Genomic DNA, 21,203 nt, shown 5'->3' with positions numbered 1-21,203 from the left:
TCTACGGAGGACCTGCGCCTTCATGCGCCCACCCCTGGGGTCCCGCTCCGCCGCGAGCCCCTCCTGTCAAGGTCATCGCTTCCCTGTCGCATGGGGCTTGTCTCTGGAGGGACTGGGTGTGGCCAGATGGACGAAGGCGAGAGTTTATCGTCTCCAGAACTTCAAAGGTAGAGTCTTCCCTCCTGCTTCGCCAGGCCGTGACTTCCACCCCAGTCATCCACTCCGGATGCGCTACGTTCTCCCGCGTATGGACGAACAACTGGGTTCGATGGTGGGAAAGGCAGCGCGTGAGGCGCGTGCGCGCCTGGGGTTGACCCAGGTGGAGGTGGCGGCCTTGGTGGACATGCACCCCATGGTCTACAGCCGCGTGGAGCGGGGAAAGATGGTTCCCAGCGCGGGCATGCTGCGCCGTCTGAGCATGGTCCTCCGCGTCTCCACGGATGAGCTGCTGGGGCTGGCCCGGCCCGGCAAGGACGAGCGGCGTGATTTGGAGAAGGAGCCGCCGCTGCTGCGTCGGCTGGTAACGCTGGCGCGTGAGCTGGACGAGCCGAAGCTGGAGGCGCTCGTCACGATGGCGCGCGCGCTGGCCCGATAGGAGGCGTCAGGGCTCGGAGACCCACGAATTCAGGCTATAAACCTGAAAAGTTTACTGTGTGATTGGAGCCAGGTGAAGAGGCGCGCCTTCACCTCCACGGTGGATGAGGCGTGGGCCTCATCCACCCGCGCGAACGGCGCCTCAGCCCCGGCGGCGGCGCCGCAGGGCCAGCGGCGAGGCGGCCATCAGCAGGGCCCACAGCGGCGCGCTGCCCGCGGCGGCGCAGCCTCCGCTCTCTTCTTCCGGCGCATCCGGCTCCACGTCCGGCGTGCCCTGGCCCACCTTCACGCTCAGCTTCGTGGCGGCGGCCCGGTCTCCGTCGGTGTGGAGGTCCGCGTTGGAGGAGTTGCCAGCGCCGAAGAGCGTGAGGGTGACGTCTGTCGCGGGGGCGACGAGGCTGAAGTTGAAGCGCAGTTCGTTGCTCGCGAAGGGCTGGGGCTGTGCGTGGGTCAGCTCGGCGCCGAGCTTCTTCATGCCCTCACCGGGCTGGAGCGTGGCCGCCGTGCTGTCCACGGCGATGCCCACGCCGCCCGTCCTGGCGGGACCGCCCCGGATGATGAAGGTGTACTGGCCGGTGGCGCCCGGCGCGAGCGTGGCAGGCCCTTCGAGCGCGACGGTGGGGAGCTCCCCGCCCTGGTGGCAGGTGCTGCACGTGGGACCCTCCTTGCCCGTCTGGCCGGTGACACCCGTGCTGGTGGCGGAGGCGGGGATGGACCACAGCGATGACACGACGACGACGCCCGCGATGCGGAACGGAAGACGCATGGACACTCCAAAAGATGGGTGAAACCCGGTGGTGCTACAGCCGGGGCTCCGCGTGCGCGGAGCCCCGGAGACTTCCGCCTAACGAAGCTGGAGCAGGGAGAAGGACAGGCCCTGCGTCGTCAGCGTGGGCCGGCCGTTGTCGCCCAGCACGTGCAGCGTCGTGGACGCGGAGCCCGCGCCGAACTCGGTGTAGAGCGTCTGGTTCTCGGTGTGGAAGAGGAAGCTGCTGCCCGAGGTGGCCGGGAACTCGGTGTTCCGCGTCGCCGTCAGCGTGTTGAGATTCAGCGCCCACCACTGCCAGCCGGCGCCGCTCGCGATGCCGCGGGGGTGCGCGCCCTCCTGCACAGGGGCGACGCGCTCATCCAGCACGCGCAGGTACGCCGTGCCCGAAGGGCCGGGGACGAGCGAGCCCGCGGTGCCGCCGCCCACGAGCTCCGACAGCGAGCGGTGGAAGCCGGTGTCGAAGGCGCGCGTCTGCGGGTCGAACCGCAGCAGGCACGGCTCCGGCGCCGCGTCGGCCGACACCCGGTGCACCGCCGCGCCGTAGGCCTCCGTCGCGACGTAGACCTTGCGGTCCGGGCCGAGCACGGCGTCGTGCGCGTAGCCACACCGCTCATCCGTGACGACGGTGGCCGTGTCCGTCGCCGTGTCGACGGCCACCACGCCCGTCCGCGGAGTGATGCCCACGCCGGCCACGGGACGCCAGCCCACGGGGATGATGAGCTGCCCGTTGTCCGAGACGACCGAGCCCGAGAAGGCCATCTCGGTGTCGGGCACCTCCAGCGCGTCCAGCGCGATGTTGCCGGTGACGGTCATCTCCGTGGGGTTCCAGATGACCGCCTGCGCGGTGATGCCGTCGAAGAAGTACGCCTTCGTCGCCGACACGAACTGGAAGTTCGCCTGGTACTCGCCCAGCGACATCACGCCCAGGCTGGCGAAGCTCACCGTGCCCGACTGCTCCAGGCGGCCGTCCTCGGTGAGCGAGTAGCGCGTCACGACGGGGCTGTCGTCCGACACCACGTAGACCTGGCCCGACTTGCGGATGCCCACGCCCAGCGCTCGGCCGGACACCTTGATGGCGCCGTCCAGCGACAGCTGCGCGGTCTGCTCCGCCTCCCGCGTCACCACCACGTAGCTCTCCGCCGGGTCGGCGTTGAGGTCCTGCGTGGTGATGGCGTACAGCGGGCCGGTGGCGTCGTCGCCGGAGTCGTCACAGCCGCCCAGCAGGGACAGCGCGAGCGCGGCGGCGGAGAGTCGGAAACCCGAGCGGGCAAACAGCTGCTTCATGAAGACGGCCTTCCTGGAAGTGGAGCGAGGCGCCGTTTCACCCGGAGCGGAGCTGTGGATTCAAGGTGAAAACGATACGCATTCTCAATTTCAGGAGCTGTTTAGGCGGAATTCGTGAAAAGTCAAGAATCAGATGGGCGCGTCAAGCCACGGGGCTGGGGCCGCTCAAGGGCAGCACGACGGTGAAGGTGGCGCCCTGGCCCGGGGTGCTGGCCACGCTGATGCGGCCTCCCAGGGCCTCCACGAGCTGGCGGGTGATGAAGAGGCCCAGGCCCAGTCCGCCGTAGTGGCGGCTGGAGACGGCGCGCTCGAAGCGGCCGAAGATGCGCTGCGCGTCCTCGGGCGAAAGGCCGATGCCGTGGTCCTCCACCTCCAGCGTCGCGTGCGCTTCGTCCGAGCGCACGCGCACGTCCACGGGGGCGCCGTGGCCGTACTTGAGCGCGTTGGACAGCAGGTTGGTGAGCACCTGCTCCAGCCGCATCCGGTCCCACTGGCCCGTCACGGCCACGGGCGAGTCCACCGTCACCTGGACCCCCGCTGTCCTGGCTTCCGTCTCGAACCGGCGGACGGCCTCGTGCACCAGTTCGTCCAGGTCCACGGGCTCCAGGTTCAGCTCCATCCGGCCGCGGGCCAGCCGGGACACGTCGAGCAGGCTGTCCACCAGGGTCGCCAGGCGCGTGGTCTGCCGCTCACTGGAGTGCACCCGCTGCGCCAGCTTCTCCACGTCGAGGGGGCCCTCGCCGCGAAGCTGGCGGTACAGCAGCTGGAGCTGGAGCTTGAGGTTGGTGAGGGGCGTGCGCAGCTCGTGCGCGGCGATGCTGAGGAAGTCGTCGCGCACCTGGACGGCGTCGCGTGCCTCGCCGGTCAGCCGCTGTTGTTCCGTGTTGGCGGTCTCGGCCGAGGTCCGGGCGCGGACCTGCGAGCGGGTGATGAAGAACAGCAGCAGCGTCACCAGCAGCCCGGCGCCGATGACGGTGCCACGCTGCCCGGTGGTGCCGGTGGCGAGGAAGGCCTGGCTCGCGCTGAACCGCAGCGTCCAGGTCTGGCCGGCCACGGGTATCCTCACGTCCTGCTGGAAGACGGGGGCCCCGCGTGACGCCGGGCGGCCGGACGCGTAGAGGAGCGCGTCGTCGCGGACCGCCGTCCCGTCATACACCTCCAGGTCGATGGTCTCCTTGAAGCCGATGAAGCGCAGCTCGCTCGTCAGATCCTCCATGGCGATGGGGAGGTAGACGAAGCCGCGCGGAGGCCCGGTGGGGGCTCCAGGGGGCCGGGCGTCCCGCGGAGGGGTGTACACGGGGATGAAGAGCACGAAGCCCACGCGGCCCGCGGCGTCCTCCCAGCCTTGGATGAGCCGCACCTTTTGGGTGGCGGCCACGCGCCCCGTGTCTATTGCGCGCAGCATCGCGGCCCGGCGGCTGGGTTCGGTGAGCATGTCGAATCCCAGGCCCCGCCGCGTGCGCGCGTCCAGGGGGTCCATCATGACGATGGCGGTGTAGGCCGCGCGCGGGCCCGGGGGCCACACGGGAGGGCCTGGCGGCCGCATGGCGCGGACCTCCGCGTCATACCGGGCCACGTCCTCCGGCCGAAGCCACCGCGCGAAGCCGATGCCCTCCAGCTCCGGGAAGGTGCGATTCAACGCCAGGCTCTCCATGTAGGCGCCGAGCTCCTCCTGGTCCACGTAGCGGCTGCCGGTGAACAGTCCATGCACCCCCAGGAACAGGGACTGGTTCAGCTCCAGGCGCTGCTGGAGGCCCAGCACCCCGTGTTGGACCGCGTCGTCGAAGCGGCGCAGGCGGCGCTCGTTGATGCTCTGCTGCACATAGGCCGTCGCCGCGGCGGTGATGAGCAGTCCCACCAGGACCACGCAGTAGGCGGCGGTGTTGCGGCGCAGATGGGAGGAGGAGCGCGGTGGCACGGTGGGGCAAGAAGGCTGGAATGGCATCTGCCCGGGAGCCAGTGCCGGACGGTGCTCTTGTAACGTCCTGGCCGGTTCGGACGTTCGCTACGTGAATGAGAAGGCAGGATTTCGTTCACCCGGGTACCGGGGGGGCTTGGCATCCGGTAGGTCATGTCGGCGAACGAGGGAGGCAGCGTGCGGCACGTCATCGTCGTGGGTGCGGGACCGGGTGGCTTGTCGGCCGCCATCAACCTGGCGGGGCAGGGCTTCCGGGTCACCGTGGTGGAGAAGGACGCGGTGCCCGGCGGGCGGATGAAGGGGCTGACGCTGGGCGCGTCGGGCGAGTACTCGGTGGACACCGGGCCCTCCATCCTCCAGCTGCCGGGCGTGCTGGAGCAGATATTCCGGCGCGCGGGCCGGCGGCTGGAGGACTACGTCAAGCTGCTCCCGCTGGACGTCAACACGCGGGTGCACTTCTGGGACGGTACGCACCTGGACACCACCCGACACCTGGACCGCATGGAGGCGGAGCTGGCGAAGTTCGGCCCGCGGCAGGCGTCCGCGCTGCGCCAGTGGATGACGGACGGGCGGGAGAAGTACGGCATCGCCTACGAGAAGTTCATCTGCACCTCCGCGGACAACCTGGGCTACTACGCGCCGTGGCGGCTGGCGCCCACGCTGCGCTTCAAGCCCTGGCAGACGCTGTACCGGCAACTGGACGGCTTCTTCCACGATGACCGGGTGACGTACGCCCTGGCGTACCCGTCCAAGTACCTGGGCCTGCACCCCGCGACGTGCTCGTCGGTGTTCAGCGTGATTCCCTTCCTGGAGCTGGCCTTCGGCGTCTGGCACGTGGAGGGCGGCTTCCGCGAGCTGGCGCGCGGCATGATGCGCTGCGCGCAAGACCTGGGCGCCACCTTCCGCATGGGCGCGCCGGTGGAGCAGGTGCGCGTGGACGCGGGCCGCGCGGTGGGCGTGAAGCTGGTGGGTGGCGAGGTGCTGGAGGCGGACGCGGTGGTGGTGAACGCGGACCTGGCCTACGCGGCGCAGTCATTGATTCCGGCCCAGGCGCGGGAAGGCTCGCGGCTGACGGACGCGGCGCTGGAGCGGGCGAAGTATTCGTGCAGCACGTTCATGGCGTACTACGGCCTGGACACGGTGTACGCCGACCTGCCGCACCACCTCATCTACCTGTCGGAGTCCGCGCGGCGCACGGACCGCGACGCGCTGGAGGACCGGCACGTCGACCTGGAGGACCCGCCCTTCTACGTGTGCAACCCGGGCGTGACGGACCCGTCCGGCGCGCCCGCGGGCCATTCGACGTTGTACGTGCTGGTGCCCACGCCGAACACGGGCCGTCCGGTGGACTGGGCGAAGACGGAGCAGGCGCTGCGCGAGCGCATCCCCGCCATGCTGGAGAAGGTGGGGCTGAAGGGCGTGCGCGAGCACCTTCGCGAGGAGCGCTATTTCACGGCGGAGACGTGGCGGGACGACTTCAACGTGTTCCGGGGCGCGGTGTTCAACCTGTCGCATACGTGGCGGCAGCTGGGGCCGCTGCGGCCGAAGGTGAAGAACCGCGACATCGAAGGGCTGTACTTCGTGGGCGGCGGCACGCACCCGGGCAGCGGCCTGCTGACCATCATGGAGAGCGCGAACATCGCCGCGGACTACCTGACGCGCGAGGCGGGCAAGGGACCGCTGCCGGGCTGGCCGTATGTGCCGCCGCTGGAGCCAGAGGCGCCCGTTCAAGCTCGCGCGGGGTGAGCGCCGCGCCATGCGGTGGCGCGCCCACCCGGCAGGCGGGGAAGGGCCACCCGCATCCGCCGGGCGGGACGGGGGCGAAGCTGGCATAGTCGAGAGGCATGCCCTTCTTCATCCCATTCGCGGTGGGTGGCCTGGTGCTGACGGCGCTGGGCCTGGGTGTGCGGAAGGTGCTGACGGAGACGGGCGTCACCCCGCCAGAAGATGCCCGGCTGGCCCAGGCGCGTGAGGGGCACCGCGCGGCCGTGGCCGCGCTCCGGGCGGACCGCCTCCAGGTCCGCGACGGCGTGGCCACCTACGGCGCGCTCCAGGCGCGGGTGCACGCGGAGGTGGTGGTGCCCTTCGGCGCGCTGCTGGAGCGGCTGGAGCGCTGGGGGTACGTCCGGGAAGCCGAGCTGCTGGGCGCCGAGGCGCTGGAGGCGCTGCGCGCGCTCCCGCGCGAAGCGCCATCCCGCGCGACGCGGCGCGGTTGGCCCTTGTTGGGCGCGGGTGTCGAGGTGCCCGCCGCGCTGGAGCCCGTGCTGGCGTGGTTGGACCGGGGCTGGCTGGACGAGGAGTCGCCGCCGGTGGTGCTGGATGGGACGTCGTTGTACGCGGCCCTCTCGGCCCGCGGCATCCTCGCGGGGAGCGCTCCGGAGGAGGGCGCGCGGGCGCTCGATGAAGCCTCCGGGCTGCTGGGCCGGACGGCGGCGTTCCTGGGCGCGCTGCGCACGCGGCTGACGGCGCTGGAGGAGCGGGTGGCGGGGCTGCATGGGCGGGCTTCGGCGCAGCTCGCCTACCTGGACGCGGCCAGCTTCGAGGAGGGCGGCGAGGAGCCCCGGGAGCGGCTGACGCGACTGGCGGTGCTCGTGGGCCAGCTCGCCATGCTGCTGCGCACGCCCGTGCTGAGCGCGGAGGGGCGCCTGACGCCCCTGCTCGCCGCGCGCGCGGAGGACGACGTCCCTTCGAGCGACTGAGGCGGCCCGCGCTCGAGCACGGGCGAGCCGCCGCATCAGACGTAGCGCTCAGCCATCTGCGACACCTGCCCCGTCGCGTGGCTCACGGCCGAGGCCGCCTGCTGCGTGGTGTCCAGGTGCCGCAGCGTGTCCGTCGTCAGCTCGTCCAGCTCGCGCACCGCCGCGAAGAGCTGGTCCACGCCCGCGTGCTGCTGCGACACGGCCTCCGTAATCTGCCGCACCGCCACCGCGGACTCCTGGGACAGGCCCGCCAGCTCGCGCAGCCGTTCGCCGCTGTGCCGCAGCGGCTCCAGCGCCTCGGCCACGCCCTCCGCGCCCTGGTCCGACATCGCCGTGGCCTGCTGCGTGGCGGAGGCCATGCTCTCCAGCAGCCCGCGCACCTGGTTGGTGGCCCGGACGGACTGGTCCGCCAGGTCGCGCATCTGCCGCGCCACCACGCCAAAGCCCTTGCCGTGCTCGCCCGCGCGCGTGGCTTCAATCGCCGCGTTGATGGCCAGCATGTGGGACTGGTCCGCCAGCGACTTCACCACCTCCGACACGCGGCCCACCTCGCGGGCGCGCTGCTCCAAATCCAGCATCTGCTCGTGCAGCCCGGCCGCGATGTCGCGGATGACGGTGAGCCCCTTCTCCGTGCCGGCCAGGGACTCCTCGCCCAGCTTGCCCACGGCGGCGGCGCGCTCTGCCACCTGGAGGATGCTGGTGGCGCGCGAGTGCGTGACGTGAGACGCCCGCTGGATTTCCTGCGCGGTGGCGCGCGCCTGGTGCAGCGCCGCGGCCTGCCGCGACAGCGTCTGGTTCTGCTGGGAGCTGGCGTGTGACAGCCGCTGGCCCGCGTCGGCCAGGTCCCCCGCGGAGGCGCGCAGCGAGCGCGGCAGCTCCTGGAGCCGCTGGTAGAGCTGCCACGTCGAGGCCGCCAGGTCGCCCACTTCATCCGAGGAGACCCACTGGGGCGGCGTGGCGCGGCCCTCCACCAGGGCCTCCAGGGACGCCCCCACCGCGCGTGCCCCCCGGGCCAGCCGGCGGGCCGCCCAGGCCGCGGTGAGGATGGAGCCCAGCGCGGCATACCCGCCGAGCACCACCACCGGCTGCACCAGCTCCGCCTCCAGCGGCCGCACCGTGGCCTGGACGCGCTCGGCCGCCGCGGTGTCGCCCCGCGCCGCCAGGTCCGCCGCCAGCGCGCCCATGCCGCGCTCCAGGCGCAGGTGCAGCGTGACGATGCTGGCCAGGCAGGTGATGAGCAGCGCGGAGACGACCATCGCGGGCAGCAGCCACGACTGGCGCGTGGCGAAGCCCTCACCCGCGGGCTTCGTGCTGGGCGCGCGCTGATAGGCGTCCAGCACCGTGGGCATCATCACCCGTTCGAACAGCATGTACGCCAGCGGGCTGCTGAAGAGGCCCGCGCTCACCGCCACCGCCACGCCCACCATCACCACCGACGCCGGCCGGTCCAGGAGCAGCACCGCGCCGCCGTTGAAGAGGATGCCGCCCAGCGTCCACGACACCATCATCTCCACGAAGGCGATGTTGGAGGGGATGCGGATGAGCCGCTCCACCCGCGTCGTCCCCTGGGCGCTCAGGGCGCGCTTCATCAGCCACGGCATCACCACCAGGGGTTGCACCACCGCGCACAGGCCGAGCACCACCGGGGTGATGATGCCCAGGAAAATCTTGAACTCCCGCGCACCCGACAGGTCGAGCAACTGCATGTCGACGTAGACCGCGGGCGTGAAGGCCACCGTGGTGATGACGGACCGCAGCAGGTAGAGCCGGCGTAGCAGGGCGCCAGGGGTCGGTAGCGAGGAGGTGGCCATCAGGGAAGCGGTGCTCCTGGGTAACGGTGACCCCAGCGTGGGGCGCGAATGGCTCGCCGTCAATGTCCAGTCTTGTTCCGCCTCATCCAGCGTGTATGGAAATGCGGGGCTCCCCTGGTTGCTGGCCAGACGAGCGGCCCTGGGGCGCCTGCGCGACCTCTTCGGCATGCCCACACTCTGGCTCCAACACGCTGTGTGCTGTGAAAGGAGACCCGTCATGGGCGAGTGGACCGACAAAGCCAAGGGCAAGGTCAAGGAAGTGGCCGGCACCGCGAGCGGCGACCGTGAGCTGGAGGCCGAGGGCAAGCGTGACTCCGCCAAGGGCGCCATCAAGGGGAAGGTTGAGGACGCCAAGCGCGCCATCAAGGACGCGGTCGACTCCGACAAGCCGCGCCGGGACGAGCCCTAGCCTCCCCTCCCGGCGCCTGCCGGGCGCATGCAGGTGCATTTGAATGATTCGGGCCGCGGGGGAAGCCTTCCTCGCGGCTCGTTTCATTTCAGCGTGAGGACCAGGACTCCCCGCTCCCTTCGTATCCGGTGTTGGACGGCCCTTTCGCGCCGTCGCAGGCCCGAACGAGGGGGAGTCCTCCATGCAGGTGTCGCGAAGTTCGTCGTTGAGGGGAGACGTGTGTCCGCCCGGGGCACGCGCGCCCGCCAGGAGCCGGCGTCCGCGCTGGCTCCAAGGGGTCGTGGCCGCGCTGGCGCTCTGGGGCTGCGGTGAGCCCATGCCCATGGGGGCCGAGCCGTCCGATGGGCCCGTCGCCGCGCGCACCGTCGAGGACGGCCTCACCTGCACGCCGGAGGACCTCGCGACCGGTGACTGGACGTGTACCGGCGGCTTCACCTACAGCCTGGAGTGTTACGCGCAGCAGTCAACCGCGGCCTGTGGCGCGGACACCAGCCCGAAGACGTGTACGTCGTACGGCACGTGCCAGCACTCGGACTTCGGCTTCACGTTGGGCGGGCACGAGGCGGTCGTCCCACTGGGCACGCGGCCCGACGCCTCGTGCGAAAGGCACGCCCAGAACTACGTGTCGGCGAACGCGCCGTCGTCGACGTGGGGCGGCATCACCTGGCTCTGGTACATCGGCGGCAAGCCCGGTGGTGGAGAGGAGTCCGCGCGCGCGGGGGGCGGGACCCGCAAGGGCGCCACCGCGGGGGTGGGCGAGGAGTTCTGCTACATCACCTTCTACAACTACCCGGTGGTGAATACGGGCACGGGACCGCAGTGCGGCACGGTGGAGGCGCCCTGCACGGTGGCCTGCCTCAATCCGCAGACGTGCCAGGTGAATGGCGCCTGGGTCACCGACGCCGCGCAGTGCGGAACGATGACGGGGCCCTGCGGCCCTGGCAGTGGGACGCCGCTCTACGGCACCTGCCGCGACGTCAGCCATGGCGCGGCGCCGGACGCGGAGTGCGGCGCGGGCTTCGTGGAGGGCCAGGCGCCCGCCACCGCCACCCAGGCGCAGGTGCAGGCGCAGGCAGCGGCGGAGTGGGCGGCCTCGGGGAGCCTGGGCGCGCCCGTGTATGACGCGCCCATCCTGTGCTCGGAGTGCCACAGCATCTTCTCGCTGTCCCCGCAGGAGGTGAACCGGCGCGTCTATGCGGCGGCGGCCATGGCCAACGAGCACCCGCGGCTGCACCTGCTGGCGGGCGCGGCGTACTTCCTGGCCCGCGACAACCCGGCGCTCTCCCAGGCGGAGCTGACGGCGGGGCTCAACGCCATCTCCACCGCGCTGGACGTCTACCCCTTCGACCCGGCGAAGGACGGCTCCGGCCCCCGGGTGCGGACGATGATTCGCATGCTCGCGCGGGCGGAGCCGCACCTGCCCACCACGACGGCGCCGGGCCGCGCGCTGCGGGCCCATGCGCGCGCGCTGCTGGCCAGCATGCACAATGGCCTGGACCTGAAGCGGGGGCTCGCCAACGCGCAGTCCTTCGTGGACCGCTACGGCGAGGCGGAGGCCTTCACCGAGGACACCTGGTCCCGCTTGCATGACCTGGCCCAGGGCAACGCCGCGTTGGCGGCGGCGGTGAACGGCGGGGGGATTGGCGCGGGCGTGGGCTTCCAGACCCACCACACCGCCTCGCAGATGCTCACCGCGAAGCCCCTGGGCCCCCTGGCGGCCTTCGTCCTGCCGCGCCTGGGGTCCGATGGACGTCTGTCGGTGACGCCGGAGGACGCGCGGGGCTTCGTCACGACCGCGTCCACCGTGGGGCTGTCCGCCGTGAAGCAGTACTCGGACATGCTCCATGACTTGAACACCGCCGAGCAGGCGTACCGCGCCTCCGTCGCGCTGAAGAAGCCCGCCCAGCAGGGGCAGTCCCTGGACAACGGCGGCGAGCCCGAGGCGGCGTCGGTGAGCGCGCTGGCCTCGCCGGAGGAGACGGCGCTCGCGGCGGCCATCGCGGCGGCGAAGACGCGCGGGACGTCGTTGAAGGAGACGCTCGGCGGCGTGAAGGAGGGCGTGTCGGTCGGCCTGGGGCTGGTGTCGGAAATCCTCAAGATTGACGGCCAGACGCAGCTCGCCGCGGACATCGTGCGGTTCAGCAAGGCGCTGGGCACCACCCTGGAGTCGGTGGCGAAGTACGCGGAGAGCTCCATCAAGGTCGCGGAGAAGGTCGCCGGCTTCCTCGACGCGGGCGTGAAGGGCTTCCAAATCATCAGCGCCGCCGTGTTCACCGGCCAGATTGTCGGCGCGGTCATCCAGCTCTTCTCCATCCTGCGCAAGCCGGCCGAGCCGCCCATCGAGCAGGTCATCCTCAAGGAGCTGCGCAACCTCCACCAGCTCGTCGTGGAGCTGCAGGGGCGGATGCTCAGCCGCTTCGACCGGGTGGACCGGAAGCTCAATGCCATCCACCGCGACATGCATTCCCGGTTCGCCCTGGTGGACTGGGAGCTGGGCCGGGTGAACCAGAACGTGACGGAGGTCCAGGAGTCGCTGTACGCGCTGCACGCGGGGCTGAACCGCGTGGACCAGAACATGTACGAGTACTTCGCCGACGCGAAGAACGACGCGTTCCAGCGGGCGGCGTGGAACTACCTGGGCTGGGACTCACGCCACCCCATGCCCATGCGCTACGAGGAGGAGTTCGTCCCCGCGGAGACGGAGTTCTCCATCTGGGGCGCGCTGCACGCGCATGACTCCACGGCGCTCGCGGGCATCGACGGGCGCGGCTCCAACCCGGACATCAGCCCCGCGGACGAGCTGTCCACGCACAAGCTCTCCTACAACATCAACTACCTGCGCGAGTTCCCCGTGCAGTTGGGGGCGGGGTTCTCCATGCTGGACAGCAGCCGCATCTCCAGCCCGAAGGACTGGATGGCGGGCGCGGAGGCCTACGCGCAGCTCTTCGAGGAGCAGCCCGCGCTCGGCGGGCAGATGGAGGCGACCCGCCACAACGACCTCGTCACCCAGGGCACGACGCTCGAAACGGCGCTGAAGAACATCGGCAAGCCGCTGTTCGCCGGGGTTCACACCCGCTACACGGCCGACTGGGCGTGGATGAAGACGCTCATCGAGCACGCGGAGGGCGAGTGGCGGACGGACCCCGGCCGGGGCATGTACGGCATCGACCTGTGGGGGCCTCCGGAGCAGGAGCCGGCGACGCACTTCCTGAAGCAGGGAGAGAAGCCCATTGTCCCCTGCGGTGGAGGCCAGTGGGGCGACTACAACGGCGACAACGCGGCGGATTACCTGGGCGTGGACCCGGGCCGCTGGAACCACGACGTGCTGCGCCCGCTGCTCATCGCGGCCAACATGGAGGTGGACGACGCCACCATCGACCTGTGCGGTGAGGGGAGCTGGCAGCTCTACTCGGAGGTCTTCACGGGCCTGGGCGGACTGTACGAGCGCACGTACCGGCTGGTGTCCACGGTGTACGTCCGCTACACCGCCTGGGACGCCGCGACCAGCTCGGTGAAGTCCGAGCGGGTGTTCGCGCACCGCTTCACCGGAGGCCATGAGTTCGTCGCCCTGGTGCGAGGCGCCGACCGGCCCACCTACAACCCGAACAACGCGCAGAACCCCCAGGAGTGGATGGCGAAGCGGTGGGACCATGTCTCGCAGCACATCGCGTCCTACGACTACGTCATGGCCAACGACCTCCGCGCCGCCGTCCGCGCCCGGATGGTGGACGTGTTGAAGTCCCAGCAGCGCCAGTTCTACGCCTCCATCGCGGCGCGGATGAACCAGGCCGGTGACGCGTTGCAGGTCCAGGCGAAGCGGATGACGGGCACGCGCCTGGTGTGGCAGGCCTACGCTGCGCTCGCGCTGCCGCTGTCCCTGGAGCACGACGAGCACCTGCGCGGCCTGCTGTACGGCGAGGACGCCGTGCTGTCGGGTTACGACACCCTGCAGGACGTGGAGGTCACGCCGGTGATGAACGACGTGATGGACATGTACGCGCTGTTCAGCACCGCCGCCGAGCTCCCGGCCTACAACATCCTCCAGGACCTGCACCCGGCGGTGACGTCGCGCGCCGACCGGCTCAAGCTCGCCATCGACGCGTCCATGGATGCTCAAGCCGAAGCAGGTGGCCCCGAGGCGAGCGCCTGGGTGGAGCCGACGCTGCTTCGCTTGCGGCTCAGCGTCCCGCAGTGACGCGCACGCGGTGAGCTGACGTGAGGTGGCGCGGGCCGCGGGGGACGTTCCTCCGCGGCCCGTGCCGTTGCTACCGCTTCGCCACCGGCGGGCACGCGACCTCGAGGAACGTCGTCGTCTTCCCGCTCAGCATGACCCACAGGCAGCGCAGCACGCAGCCCGTCCCGAACTCCCGGTAGATGAGCCCCAGGTTGGCGACCACCTCTCGTCCGGTGATGACCCCGCGCATTGGCACTTCCCCCTTCTTCAGCGTTCCGCCCGCCACCGACCCCGCCCGGCGCTGCCCGCCCGGACCCTTCTGCAAAGCAGCGGCCGTGCTCCGCTTGGACCTTCTGTCGGGCTTCGGACGTGCCAAGCAGGCCAAGCCTCGTGGAGGACGCCTGCCCTCCCTTCTTCTCGGCGGGTACGGCCCCCGGGTTGCTGGAGATTTTTCAGGGAGCCGCCTGGGCGGAGTGGACCTGTTCCGGAGGCTTGCCCGGTCGCGGACTTTGCGACACGCCGAGCCCGGTGGCGCCTGGCGCGCGGCGCCTGAATCTTCAGGGTGTGAAGGTGAGTCTTCGGGTGGAAGGGAAGGAGGGATGGAGATGAGGTCGTCACAGCTTTCGAGGACAGCAGTGCCGCTGCTCCCTCCAGGGCTCGCCCGAGGGCAGCGGGGCGTGTCGCGCCTGGTGGTGGGGACGGATTTCTCGCTGCGCTCCGAGTTCGCGCTGGCGCGCGCGCTGCGCCTCCCGCTGGCGCACGGGAGCGTCTTCTGCGTGCTGCACGTGGCCCCCGCCCTGGACGGGCAGCAGGGGCCCGGTGGGACGCTGTCGGGGGAGCGCTGCCTGCGCAAGGCGGTGACCGCCGTGTGCAGGCGGCTGCGCAACCGCGTGGACATCGACGTGCGCGAGGAGCTGGGGCGGGGAGCCCCGGTAGAGGTGGCGTCCGAGGTGGCGCGGACGTCGGGCGCGGAGCTGGTGGTGCTGGGGCGTCCGCACGTGACGTACCCGGCGCGTGCGCTGGCCGAGGATTCGACGGTGCGGCACATGGTGCGCTGGCTGGGCGTCTCCGTGCTGGTGGTGGTGCCGCACCCGGGCCGGCCCTACGGCAGGCCGCTGGTGGCGGTGGACTTCTCGCGCGAGTCGCGCAGGGCGCTGGAGCTGACCTTGCGCCTGTGCCCGGCGCCCGCGCTGGTGGACGTGCTGCACGTGGTGGACACGGAAGCGCAGGAGGCGGAGCTGCGCCGCGCCCACGCGCCGGCCGAGCGGTGGCTGCTGCTGCGGCAGGAGCGGGAGCATCAGGCGCGAGTGGCGCTTGGCCGCTTCCTCGCGCCCTACCGGGAGGCGGGCCGCGAGCTGGAGGTGCGGGTGCGCTGCGGTGAGCCGGCCGAGGAGGGCATCCTGGCGGAGGCGCTGGAGCGGGGCTCGGACCTGCTGGCGCTGGCCATGTCCGCCCAGGAGGCGCGTACGCCGCTGACGGAGCAGGTGCTGGCGCGCGCGAGCTGCGACGTGTTGGTGTCGCGTCACCTTCCGTCCGCATCCTGAAGCAGGCGGGCGCGCTCCGCGTTATGAACGCGGACCGTGTCTCCTCGTCCTACAACAGCCCCCGCCGCCCCGGTGTCGCTCAAGGCCCGCTTCCAGAACGCGGGCAGTCTCTTCAAGCAGCTGCCGGGGACCTTCCGGCTCTTCTGGCAGGCCAGCCCGCGCGGCGCGGTGGTGCTGGGCGCGTTGACGCTGGTGGCGGCGCTGCTGCCGGCGGCCATCGCCTGGGTGGGCAAGCTCATCGTGGACTCGGTGGTGGCGGCGGCGCAGGGCTCGGTGGAGGCCCGCTCACGGGTGTACGGGCTGGTGGGGTTGGAGTTCGGGTTGATGTTGGGCTCGGCGGTGGTGGAGCGTGGGCTGACGCTGACGCGCGAGCTGCTTCGCGCCAACCTGGGGAACCTGCTCAACGAGCGCATCCTCCAGAAGGCGCTGGCGTTGGAGCTGCAGCACTTCGAGGACTCGGCCACCTACGACAAGATGCAGAACGCGCGGCGCGAGGCGAACAGCCGGCCGCTGTCGCTGGTGACGCAGGCGTTCTCCATTGTCCGCAACGCCATCACCCTGGGCACCTTCGCCGCGTTGTTGGTGACGCTGTCGCCGTGGAGCGTGGTGGTGCTGGTGGCCGCGTCGGTGCCGGCCTTCATCGCCGAGGCGCGGCTGGCCATGGCGGGCTTCCGGCTCTATTCGTGGCGCGCGCCCGAGGGCCGCAAGCTGAACTACCTGGAGTGGATTCTCACGCGGGACAGCCACGTGAAGGAGGTGAAGCTCTTCGGGTTGGGGCCGCTGGTGTTGGGGCGCTACCGCACGCTCTTCCAGAAGTTCTTCGCGGAGGACCGGGCGCTGGCCTTCCGGCGGATGGCCTGGGGCCTGGGGCTGGGCGTCTTCTCACTGGGGGCCTTCTACGGCTGCTACCTGCTGGTGGCGGGCCGCGCGGCGAGCGGGGCCATCAGCGTGGGCGACATGGTGCTGTACCTGAGCGTGTTCCGTCAGGGGCAGGCGGCGTTCCAGGGCATCCTGACCAGCGTGGGCTCCATGTACGAGGACGCGCTCTTCATGAGCAACCTGTTCGCGTACCTGGACATCCCCACGGGCGGCGAGGCGACGCGGGTGCTGCCGCCCCTGTCGCCGCCGCGAGGACAGGACAGCGCCATCGAGTTGCGTGACGTGTCCTTCCGCTATCCGGGGAAGGATGCGTGGGCGCTGAGGAACGTGTCGCTGACGCTGAAGCCGGGACAGAAGCTGGCGCTGGTGGGAGAGAACGGGGCGGGGAAGAGCACGTTGGTGAAGCTGCTCCTGCGCCTGTACGAGCCGGTGGACGGCGACATCTTCTATGGCGGCGTCAACCTGAAGGACATGGACGTGGAGGACCTGCGCAGCCGCTTCGGGGCGGTGTTCCAGGACTTCGTGCGCTACCAGTTCAACGTGGCGGAGAACATTGGCCTGGGGCATGTGCCGGCGCTGGAGGACCGGAGCCGCATCGAGAAGGCGGCCGAGGAGGGCGGGGCCAGTGGGGTGATTACGGCGCTGCCGCAGCAGTTCGACACGATGCTGGGCGGCTGGTTCGAGAAGGGACAGGAGCTGTCGGCGGGGCAGTGGCAGAAGCTGGCGGTGGCGCGGGCCTTCATGCGCGACGACGCGGAGGTGCTGATTCTGGACGAGCCCACGGCCAGCATCGACGCGGAGGCGGAGCACGCGCTGTTCGAGCGCTTCCAGGCGCTGGCGGCGGACCGCATCGCGATTGTGATTTCGCACCGCTTCTCCACGGTGCGCATGGCGGACCAGATTGCCGTGCTCCACAACGGGCAGGTGGACGAGCTGGGAAGCCACGACGAGCTGATGGCGAAGGACGGCCGCTACGCGCACTTGTTCCGGCTGCAGGCGCGCGGGTATCGGGACTGAGCAGGCGACAGCGGTCATGCCACGGCTTGGCGCGTGAGAATTCTCGGACCGTGAAGGTCCCCGCGGCCCGTGAATTTCGCGCGCGCATGTCACTGACCCATGGCAGGTTCTCTCGCCATGTCGCGTGCTCAGGCTCCGAAGAAGGTTGATGTCGCTGCGTTGATGAAGAAGGCGGACACGCTGCTGGACGAGGTGCCGCCGCAGCTGGACCGGGCGATTCCGTTGCTGCGCGAAGTCGTGGCGACGGAGCCCGGGCATCTGCTGGGACTCCACTCCCTGAGCTGGTGTCTGGACCCGACGCGCCGCCTGGAGCCGCACCGCTGGGAGCGGGAGCTGAAGGCCGAGCACTGGCGGCTTCGCGACCGCATCCTCGAGCTGACGCGAGGCACGAAGCCCGGCGGCGCGCTGACGCTCGCGCATCGCGCGCGCTCGCTGGCCCTGAGTCAGTGGGCGGAGGACCTGGTGCGGCGCAAGCCGACCGTGGCGCAGCTCGACGAGGTGGAGGCCGCGCTGGATGAGGCCGACAGCATGCGGCCACTCCCGGACCATCAACGTGGCCGTCGTGGACTTGAAGCCTGGCGTGCGCTGACGCAAGGCAAGAAGGAGCAGGGCTACCGCGAGCTGCTCGCCAAGGTGGAGGAGGTCCCCGGCATGTGCGCCCAGGGCGTGACGGGGGACGACGACCCGCTCAACTTCCAGGGCCTGGAGGGCGCATTCTCCGATGAGGGCTTCCACGCGTGGCTGCGGAAGCAGAAGCCCGCGGCGCGCCCCAAGGGAAAGCAGGCCAAGGACCTGGATGCCGGGCTCCTGCTCGCGGCGGGGTTGGACGCGAAGCCGTTCTTCGGTCCCGGCTTCGAAGGAAACAGCCGCACGGGCCGGGTGCTGGCCCTGGTCGCGCTGGGGGCGGACGTGGAGGTGAAGGACTCCAGCAAGCACAGCGTGCTCCACCTGGCCGCGATGGTGGATGACGCGGCGCTGGTGAAGGAGCTGCTCCGCCTGGGCGTCGCCGCCGATGTCGTCGATTCGAAGAAGTCCACGCCGCTGCACGTCGCGGCCGAGTATGGCGGCGTGTCCTGCATCGCCCCGCTGGCGAAGGGGGGCGTGCCCGTGGATGCGCTCGATGCGTCAGGGCGGACGGCGCTCTTCGAAGCGCGTCAGGCCGACGTGGCTCAGGCGCTCATCGAGGCGGGAGCGAACCCCAACGCGGGCAAGGGCTGGACGCCGCTGCATCAGCACGCACGCTTCAAGGAGCGAGGCCCCGTCATCGAGGTCCTGCTCAAGGCGGGGGCGGAGGTCTCGCTGAAGAATGGCAGCGGCCAGACGCCCGTGCAGGAGGCGCTGGAGCACCAGAACGCGTCCCTCGCCCAGCTCATGGGGGCCAAGGCTTCCCCGGGCAAGGCCGGCGCGTTGGACGTGCAGCCGCTGCTGGAGGCGCTGAAGCGTCAGCGCAAGGCGCTGCTCAAGGCCTGGTACTTCGAGGACAAGGACGTGGACGGCGTCGACCAGGTCCTGCAGGGGCTCGCGCTGCAAGGTGCCACGTCCTGGGACCAGCTCGCGGCCTCGCTCCAGGGCGGGCTCCCGTGGACGGCCATGGCGGTGGTGCAGCTCGCGCGGGACGTGCTTCCGGCCGAGGAGAAGACGCCTCGCCTGTCCAAGCTGCCGCGCTTCGTGCGAGGGGACCTCGTGGTGAAGGGCGACGTGCACGTCGATGGGCCGCTGCTCGTGACGGGAGACCTCACGGTGGAAGGCGTGGTGCGCAACGCGGGGATGGAAGGGATGCTCGTGGTGGGCGGCACGCTGCGCGCCACCGGTGTGGACACGGACGGCGAGGTCGTCGTGGGCAAGGACCTGGAGGCGCGGGTGGTGTGGGGCCACGGCAACGACGCCTCGCTCCGGGTCGGCGGCGTGCTGAAGGCGGACGTGGTCATCGCGGACGACCACGACATCCAGGCCAAGGTGAAGGCGAAGCACCACTACGAGAACGGCGAGTTCGACGCCTCGGACGCGGCGCTCAAGAAGCTCTTTGTCGCCAAGGCCTTCGCCAGGTCGGAGCTGGACCGGGACAAGCTGTTCAATGTGCTGCGCAAGGACGGGGCCGTGCAGGTGTAGGCGGGCTCCCTCAGGCCCTGGGCAGGTGGTCCCGCACCACGCCGAGCCAGTACTCCTTGCCGTAGTACTGGCTCATCTTCCCGATGAGCTTGCCCTCACGGAACAGCAGGAACGTGGGGATGCCGAAGAGTCCGAAGCGCCTGGCCAGGTCCTCGTACTGGTACGCGTTCACCTTGACGACGCGCATGGGTGCGCCATCCAGCTCCGCCAGCAGCGCGGGCTCGGCCGCCGCGTAGATGTCGCAGTTCGGGCAGCCGTCACCCCAGAAGTCCACGACGACCAGCTCGCCCTTGGGTTCCAGGACCAGCTGGTCGAAGTTCTCCGCCGTCCCCTCGTAGCTCACGGGATGTGCCATGGCCTCCTGCCTAACGGGCTCAAGCGTCGTGTTCAATCCGCTCACGGGGCTCGCGGCTCGAAGTCCTCGCCGGCGCCGCCGCCCCGGCGCTCGTACACCGTGCCAGCGGGCAGTGGGCCGTACCAGACGGCATCCTCGGGGCTGTGGAGCAGCGGACGCGCCCCGCTCGTTGCGTTGAACACCCCCACCTCGCCCCCCTCCGAAGGCAGGATGAACGGGAGATGCCGCGGTCCTCGGGCCACGTCGCCGCTCGCTTCCAACCGGAGGGCCGCGCCGGGCTCCAGGACGCCGGCTGGAAGTCGGTAGCGCACCGGTGCGCGCAAGTCCGAGGTGACCTCGTATGCCTCCAAGCGCAGTGGGGCGGTGCCGCGGTTATGAAGCTCCACGAAGCCCGCGCTCCCCGAGGCGACCGCGCGGATGACCAGCGGGCCTGCTCCGTGTGCGCGCAGGGCGCTCAGGGTTTCGAGCAACCACGCGCGCCGTCCACGCACGTAGTCTCGGAGGACCTCCCGTGCGCGACGCGCGTGTGCTCCGGAGACGGACGGGTCTTCGCGCAGCTCGGGCTCCACGACCTTCCACAGCTCATCGAGGTGCGCCAGGGCCTGCTCCTCGGAGAAGGGGCCCGCGAGCGCGGCCTCCAGTTTCTCCAGCACGCGTGCTCGGAGCGCGGGACGGTCCCACACGCGCGTGGCCAGCACGCTCCAGGTGGGCCGCTGTTCCGGCCGGGTCCGCACCCGCTGGTCGAACACGTCCTGCACCGCGGCGTCATACAGCGTGAAGGCTTGCGGCGAGGCGTCGACGGGGAGCGGCGTCTCGGCGCTCTTCGTGCGCCAGTAGAGCATCCGTGCGTTGTTCAAGTCCCACGGCACGTACGTCCACCGGTCCGTCTGGGGCTCGTGAATCCAGAAGCTGCCCGAGTCTTCGACGAGGCTGTTGGAGATGAGCGCATCCGCCACCAGGTTGCCGAGGTACGCCTCCACATCCACATGCCGCTCCAGCATGGCGTCGAAGGTGGCGTCGTCACCCCGGTTCACCCATGACAGGAGCGTGTCGAGCGCCTCGCGGTCCGGTGCGTCGTTGGGGATGCGCTTCTCGAAGTCGCCCTGGTGGGGGCCGGGCTCCAGCGTCAGCTCACAGTTGCGATGGCCACAGCGGTAGATGGCCGCGCCACGCTCGTGCCCGTGGTGCCTCAGCCAGTCCTTTCCGACGTGCTCCATGTCCAGGTAGAGCCCCTGGTGTTCGCCATTCACGCTCACGCGGGCGTAGCGCGCGCTGGGCACGGGCAGCCCCATCGCGGTGTACAAGTCCACCGCGAACTTCTCCGTCAGCTTCCCGCCGTCGAACCAGCTCGCGAGCAAATGGAAGTGGTCGCGGTCCTCCAGCGCCTGACCGGAGTCCAGTTCGATTTTGTAGCTCTTCTGCGGCAGCTCCCGCGTGCTGGCGCCTCGGAAGCGAAGCTGCCCCGTCGCGCGCACGCCTCCCAGGGTCACCGCGCAGGGCACGGTGTCGTCCGACGACGGGTCCGCCTCCAGCTTCGCGAGGTCTTCCGGCGCCACGTCCAGGGCGAAGGTGGGGACGTCCTGCTGAACCTGGGGATATGCGCCCCGAGGTGTCGAAGGGGCTCCATCCTGGAGCGGAGTC

At 70.6% G+C, this 21,203-nt stretch carries 15 protein-coding genes; 8 read left to right on the top strand and 7 right to left on the bottom strand.

Annotated elements, in window-relative coordinates; genetic code table 11:
* The first annotated feature begins 226 nt into the window (after nucleotides 1-226).
* On the top strand, nucleotides 227-595 hold the full coding sequence (locus HV826_RS05255; protein WP_176409041.1) for a helix-turn-helix domain-containing protein: 369 nt from the start codon (nucleotides 227-229) through the stop codon (nucleotides 593-595).
* A gap of 141 nt (nucleotides 596-736) precedes the next feature.
* Here HV826_RS05255 and HV826_RS05250 read toward each other — a convergent pair whose 3' ends face one another.
* The 3 genes from HV826_RS05250 to HV826_RS05240 all read right to left on the bottom strand — a co-directional run bounded on the left by HV826_RS05250 (nucleotide 737) and on the right by HV826_RS05240 (nucleotide 4,565).
* Nucleotides 737-1,360: an MXAN_6652 family MXYO-CTERM-anchored protein gene (locus tag HV826_RS05250; RefSeq protein ID WP_176415899.1), complete on the bottom strand. Its 624-nt coding sequence runs from the start codon at nucleotides 1,358-1,360 to the stop codon at nucleotides 737-739.
* Nucleotides 1,361-1,438: 78 nt separating this feature from the next.
* Nucleotides 1,439-2,647, bottom strand: a complete 1,209-nt coding sequence (locus HV826_RS05245; RefSeq protein ID WP_176415898.1) for an MxcI protein — start codon at nucleotides 2,645-2,647, stop codon at nucleotides 1,439-1,441.
* Nucleotides 2,648-2,789: 142 nt separating this feature from the next.
* Complete coding sequence (locus HV826_RS05240; RefSeq protein ID WP_368670842.1) at nucleotides 2,790-4,565, bottom strand: CHASE domain-containing protein; 1,776 nt, start codon at nucleotides 4,563-4,565, stop codon at nucleotides 2,790-2,792.
* A 153-nt stretch (nucleotides 4,566-4,718) separates the two neighbouring features.
* On the opposite strand from HV826_RS05240, the gene HV826_RS05235 reads away from it, so the two are divergent.
* On the top strand, nucleotides 4,719-6,311 hold the full coding sequence (locus tag HV826_RS05235; RefSeq protein WP_176415896.1) for an NAD(P)/FAD-dependent oxidoreductase: 1,593 nt from the start codon (nucleotides 4,719-4,721) through the stop codon (nucleotides 6,309-6,311).
* Nucleotides 6,312-6,409: 98 nt separating this feature from the next.
* Entirely contained in the window at nucleotides 6,410-7,264 is an 855-nt protein-coding gene (locus HV826_RS05230) for a hypothetical protein (protein WP_176415895.1), read from the top strand.
* 35 nt (nucleotides 7,265-7,299) lie between these two features.
* On the opposite strand, the gene HV826_RS05225 is transcribed toward HV826_RS05230, so the two are convergent.
* The gene (locus HV826_RS05225; protein ID WP_176415894.1) at nucleotides 7,300-9,075 is read right to left on the bottom strand and encodes a methyl-accepting chemotaxis protein; all 1,776 of its coding nucleotides are present in this window, start codon (nucleotides 9,073-9,075) and stop codon (nucleotides 7,300-7,302) included.
* Nucleotides 9,076-9,292: 217 nt separating this feature from the next.
* Between HV826_RS05225 and HV826_RS05220 the strand changes: the two genes are divergently transcribed.
* Nucleotides 9,293-9,484 carry a CsbD family protein gene (locus HV826_RS05220; protein WP_176415893.1) on the top strand — a complete coding sequence of 64 codons (192 nt, stop codon included), beginning with the start codon at nucleotides 9,293-9,295 and terminating at the stop codon, nucleotides 9,482-9,484.
* Nucleotides 9,485-9,764: 280 nt separating this feature from the next.
* A complete protein-coding gene (locus HV826_RS05215) occupies nucleotides 9,765-13,679 on the top strand; it encodes a hypothetical protein (protein WP_368670841.1) in 3,915 nt (1,304 codons plus the stop codon).
* 70 nt (nucleotides 13,680-13,749) lie between these two features.
* Here HV826_RS05215 and HV826_RS05210 read toward each other — a convergent pair whose 3' ends face one another.
* Entirely contained in the window at nucleotides 13,750-13,914 is a 165-nt protein-coding gene (locus HV826_RS05210) for a hypothetical protein (protein WP_161604945.1), read from the bottom strand.
* A 349-nt stretch (nucleotides 13,915-14,263) separates the two neighbouring features.
* On the opposite strand from HV826_RS05210, the gene HV826_RS05205 reads away from it, so the two are divergent.
* From HV826_RS05205 to HV826_RS05195, 3 genes are all read left to right on the top strand, one after another.
* A complete protein-coding gene (locus HV826_RS05205; protein ID WP_176415891.1) occupies nucleotides 14,264-15,202 on the top strand; it encodes a universal stress protein in 939 nt (312 codons plus the stop codon).
* Nucleotides 15,203-15,274: 72 nt separating this feature from the next.
* Entirely contained in the window at nucleotides 15,275-17,098 is a 1,824-nt protein-coding gene (locus HV826_RS05200) for an ABC transporter ATP-binding protein (protein WP_176415924.1), read from the top strand.
* A gap of 99 nt (nucleotides 17,099-17,197) precedes the next feature.
* Nucleotides 17,198-19,207 carry an ankyrin repeat domain-containing protein gene (locus tag HV826_RS05195; protein WP_176415890.1) on the top strand — a complete coding sequence of 670 codons (2,010 nt, stop codon included), beginning with the start codon at nucleotides 17,198-17,200 and terminating at the stop codon, nucleotides 19,205-19,207.
* Between the two features lie 10 nt (nucleotides 19,208-19,217).
* On the opposite strand, the gene HV826_RS05190 is transcribed toward HV826_RS05195, so the two are convergent.
* Together HV826_RS05190 and HV826_RS05185 are read right to left on the bottom strand one after the other, a co-directional pair.
* Complete coding sequence (locus tag HV826_RS05190; protein WP_176415889.1) at nucleotides 19,218-19,562, bottom strand: co-chaperone YbbN; 345 nt, start codon at nucleotides 19,560-19,562, stop codon at nucleotides 19,218-19,220.
* Nucleotides 19,563-19,603: 41 nt separating this feature from the next.
* Nucleotides 19,604-21,118 (bottom strand): CotH kinase family protein, encoded by a 1,515-nt coding sequence (locus HV826_RS05185; RefSeq protein WP_368670840.1) that lies wholly within the window; start codon nucleotides 21,116-21,118, stop codon nucleotides 19,604-19,606.
* Nucleotides 21,119-21,203 lie beyond the last annotated feature (85 nt).

The sequence above is a fragment of the Myxococcus sp. AM010 genome (assembly GCF_013372585.1).
Taxonomy (GTDB): Bacteria; Myxococcota; Myxococcia; order Myxococcales; family Myxococcaceae; genus Myxococcus; species Myxococcus vastator.
This window is presented reverse-complemented; position numbering and strand designations above follow the sequence as displayed.